Consider the following 4355-nt stretch of genomic DNA (forward strand, 5'->3'; position numbering starts at 1 on the left):
ATTTGTTTAAGAGTTTGGAAGAAAGGGAAAAATAATAAAAAAAAACAGATCCAGAAAAAGATGCACAAACAACACAAGCAAAAGTAGAGCAGGGACAACCTCAACCTCAACTCAATAGTTCTGTAACACTCTATCAACAGTTTCAAAAAGAGCTGAATGCTTTAAATGAGGCAAGAGATCAACAAAAACAAGCGGAGCAAAAACCGTTACTGTTTGCGCTGAATGCAGACGACAATGGTAATAATGTACGAGTACCAGGTACATTTACCAATGATTTTGAATTACGTGCTTATGATGAGGTCATCCCTCAGTTACGCCCAGATTTGAAAATTCCTGACGAAACAGAACAGACGTTCGAGGGATATGAAAATTTACAGACTTTAATGATAGAGCTGGAAAAACTTGGACGTTTAAATAGTTATTTAAGTTTCTTATCGACTTTACCTGTGAGTCAGGTTTCATCTGAACTCAGTCAAAAGTTCAGTCAATTTTATAGCAATGCCGCAGATAAGGCTTATGAAATCATAATCCAATCAATGACCGCTGGTGTAGATGTGAACTCGAATATCTTGAATGGTTGGATGCTGGATCAGCTTGGTAAGATTGCGAAGACAGCGGAAAATGCCAATATTTATCAAGGTAAATTGTATGAAGAATTGGGAACACCTGAATATTATGATTATGTGAGAACATTGTTAGACCCTGTAAAAGGTAAAGTCTGGTCGGAGGGATCTGGGGGATATATGCCACTCCGTATCCAGGCGAATGGCGAGCCTGAGTTGGCCATTTGGGCAGATATTTCAGCGTATAACGATGATAAGTACGGCAACAAAGTCATGCAATCTGTGGCTTATCGAGACAGAGGGCAAAATCCTTTGAGTCTGTATAAAAATACCCCAATGCAAACCCCATGGTATCCTGTATATATTTTTAATCCTCAGGATCAAGGAAAAGACAAAGCGACTTTGGTCTTTATACAAATGTTCGGTGCATATCAGACAATTTATGGGCGTGCCTGGGTAGTACAACCCACGCCACAATGGCTTGGAACAGTGGATAAAAACCATAACGATGGTGTGTATATATCAAAAGACTCAGGGATTGCACCAAGTTTAGAATCGAAATGGGCATTTTGGGCAAGTTCAAAAGATGATAAACAAGATCGTTATCAGGTGCTGAATGATGAAATGAAAAAAGTTATCTTTTCATCAGGCAACTCATTCTTACCTGATGGCAACTGGGATTACTCGCTCAACTTCCCTTATACGAGCAGCCCTGATGATAAACTTTGGAAAAAATTTAATGTACTTTATCTACCATTGACGGGACATGATCAATCTACCTCTAAACCAATCTTGGGTTTACATTCGGTTGCTCGACCCTATAACCCAAACAATTCGTTAGGTGCATATCGGTATTTTAAAGATCAGGCAGGAACTGTATATAATCAGCAGAAGCAAATCAAAGCTATCCCTCAGTCACAGTCGTTAGTGTTATTACCTTTAAATACTAAAAATACCGATTTTTATCAAAATACAGCGGCAAAAACTGGTTATTTACTGCCTTTTGACTATGCGCCGAAACGTGAAGCGATTGATATTGTGAATGCAACCAGTATGCAAACCTTTCAAAAATTAGCACTGTTCAATCAGTTAAGTAAATGACCAGACTTGAAATTGATTGAAATATAAGCATCATGGCTTATATTTCAGTTTTTATTTTTCAATTAATGAAAATGTTTTAATTGCCTGCGGAGTTGCTGCACTTCATCAATCAGGTCCAGCATCACCGCAACCGCAGATAGGCTGGCATCAAAGTCACGTTGTAAACGATAGGCTCGACGTGCTCGGGCGACATCTTCACCGATAAACTGATAACTTTGTGGATCGACTTGGATTTGTAAAATTTCATAATCAATCAGTTTTAAAACCCAATCTGTACTTTGGCCACATGCTTCTGCAAAGTGTTCGAGATCAAGTGCCAATTGTTCATCAATAATTTCAACTTGGCAGTGACCGTCATATTGAATTTCTTTGTATTGAATAGTTGTCATGATCTTGCTCCTTATGAGGCACGAGGTCGGAAAGTGGAGAAGGCTTCGGCAAACTGTTGATAAGCCTGTTGTTCTTGTTCACTGTGTGCTGGTGGTAAAACAATATTAATAATTAGATATAAATGCCCTGCGGTTTTATTTGGTATTCCTTTATCTTTGAGACGTAATTGTTGTCCATTTTTGGCATTTTTAGGTAAGTTGACTTTGAGTTGCCCTGCGGGAGTATTGACTTCAATGCTTTGTCCTAGAGCTGCTTCCCACGGAGTTACATCAATAGTTTGATAGACATCAGCCCCTTCAATACGAATACGATCGGTATCTTTATATTGGATTTCAATATAAAGATCACCATTTTCACCGCCATTAATACCACTTTGCCCTTGACCATTTAAGCGAATTTGCTGACCTTCTTTCATTCCTTTTGGAATCTTAACCTGCAAGGTTTTCCGCTGTACTTCAGGCTCACCATAGACGTTATAAGTTGGAATTTGCAAGGTAATCTGTTGGGTTGAACCGTGATAGGCAATATTTAAGTCAACTTGAATGCTGGCATGCTGGTCTTCGCCCTTGTAACTGCGTTGCTGGCGTTGCGAACGCTGCTGCCCACCACCAAAACCTGAGCCAAATCGACCAAATAAATCCTCAAAGCCACTAAAGTCTGCACCCCCATCGTCTGAACTTTGGCGATAGAACTGGGAACCATCGAATCCACCCGTGCCCTGACCAAATCCGCCAGCACCCTGACCAAAGCCAGCAAAACCCTGCGGATGATCCAGCATCTGGTCATATTCAGCCTTTTTAGTGGCATCACCCAAGGTATCGTAGGCGACATTAATCGCCTGCATTTTGGCTTCAGCATCTGCCTCTTTACTAATATCTGGATGATATTTCTTTGCCAGTTTACGATATGCTTTTTTGATTTCGTCTGCTGAGGCATCTCTTGAAACACCGAGCTCTTCATAATAATTTTTTGCCATGATCTTAAATATAATAATGAGATGTTTCTTTTATTATGAAGCGAATTGCCAAGATTTCAATAGGCTGGATTGTATAAGACTTGTTTTGTTGTTTTGGAAAAAATGCCAGCACTTTGGCTTGGCTGACACCGATCATGATATCCATTGGGCTATAACTTTAACTGAGATAGAGTTTTGGATAAATGCCTTATCCAGTAGACCTTAACGTAAAATAAAAAAAGACGGCAGCCCGTCTTTTTTTATGAGAAAAATCAATTAACTCAAATGTTCACCAAATAAGGCCAAAGCCTCTTCGGCGGTAAATTCATAGCGTGCATTACAGAACTGGCAATCCATCTGAATTGGATTCTGTGCTTCCAGCGTTTCGTGTACCGCATCCACCCCAATCTGGATCAGCGCATTGGCACAGCGTTCCTTTGAACAGGTACAACCGAACTTTAATTGCTCAACATCAGGTAAACGTACCTCTTCCTCGTTATACAAACGATAGAGAATTTCATTGGCTGGTAGGTCGGTTAGCTCTTCTGGTTTTAGTGTTTCAGTCAGCATGGTCAGACGTGGCCATAAGTCCTCATCCACCAGTTTTTGTTCTTCCTCATTATTGCGCGGAAGCAACTGAATCAGTAAGCCACCCGAACGTTTACTGTTGGTTGCCAGAACAATATGTGTTGGAATCTGTGCAGACAGGTCATAATACTGCATCAGGCAACCTGCCAGTGTCGGTTGATCCAGTGGTACAATCCCCTGATAGCGTTCGCCATGCTCAGGTTCGATATTGATAAATAGAACAGGACTGCTCAGTGATGCAAGTACAGTACGGCTATCCGACCCCTCTACGAATCTTGGGTCATCTTCATAATCCGCCAGTGCGCGCACTTCACCCAAGTGGTTGCATTCCGCCATTGCCCACTTGAATGTGCCATTGGCTTGAATTTGCAGGCTGATACGGCCACGGATTTTAAGCGTGCTTGCCAGTAAGGCGGTGGCACTGAGCATTTCACCCAGCAGGCTTTGCACCGCAGGCATATATTCACGTTGTGCCAGAATGGTTTGCAGCGTTTCTTCCAAATGAACCACCTCACCGCGAACAGGGCAGTCTTCAATATAAAAGCGTTGGCGTAAATCAGACATCTTTTTCTCCAGTATTCCGTACAGCGCACAAACAACGCTTTGACTTGCCAAGTTTGAAAGACTTCACAAGTGGGTGAATGGCGGTATGCAGTCAATAATGGTGGCGCTTTACCAAAACTCAAGATGTTTCATGCGGCGATTTTGCAGCAGTTTGTGTCACCTGATCATCAGGCAAGCATTCTGGAGAAATAATT

General features: G+C 41.4%; 5 protein-coding genes. 2 read left to right on the plus strand and 3 right to left on the minus strand.

The features are described from left to right. Positions 1-323: 323 nt before the first annotated feature. Positions 324-1664, plus strand: coding sequence for a hypothetical protein (locus B4H32_RS02200; protein WP_286799620.1), 1341 nt, complete (start codon positions 324-326; stop codon positions 1662-1664). 62 nt (positions 1665-1726) lie between these two features. Here B4H32_RS02200 and B4H32_RS02205 read toward each other — a convergent pair whose 3' ends face one another. The 3 genes from B4H32_RS02205 to B4H32_RS02215 all read right to left on the minus strand — a co-directional run bounded on the left by B4H32_RS02205 (position 1727) and on the right by B4H32_RS02215 (position 4161). Next, entirely contained in the window at positions 1727-2053 is a 327-nt protein-coding gene (locus B4H32_RS02205; protein WP_004680669.1) for a chaperone modulator CbpM, read from the minus strand. A gap of 11 nt (positions 2054-2064) precedes the next feature. Then, positions 2065-3030: a DnaJ C-terminal domain-containing protein gene (locus B4H32_RS02210; protein ID WP_286799623.1), complete on the minus strand. Its 966-nt coding sequence runs from the start codon at positions 3028-3030 to the stop codon at positions 2065-2067. A gap of 255 nt (positions 3031-3285) precedes the next feature. Further along, positions 3286-4161 (minus strand): Hsp33 family molecular chaperone HslO, encoded by an 876-nt coding sequence (locus B4H32_RS02215; protein ID WP_004680667.1) that lies wholly within the window; start codon positions 4159-4161, stop codon positions 3286-3288. 69 nt (positions 4162-4230) lie between these two features. Between B4H32_RS02215 and B4H32_RS02220 the strand changes: the two genes are divergently transcribed. Beyond that, a complete protein-coding gene (locus B4H32_RS02220) occupies positions 4231-4353 on the plus strand; it encodes a hypothetical protein (RefSeq protein WP_286799626.1) in 123 nt (40 codons plus the stop codon). Positions 4354-4355 lie beyond the last annotated feature (2 nt).

The sequence above is a fragment of the Acinetobacter sp. UBA2063 genome, from assembly GCF_002333245.1.
Classification (GTDB): domain Bacteria; phylum Pseudomonadota; class Gammaproteobacteria; order Pseudomonadales; family Moraxellaceae; genus Acinetobacter; species Acinetobacter parvus.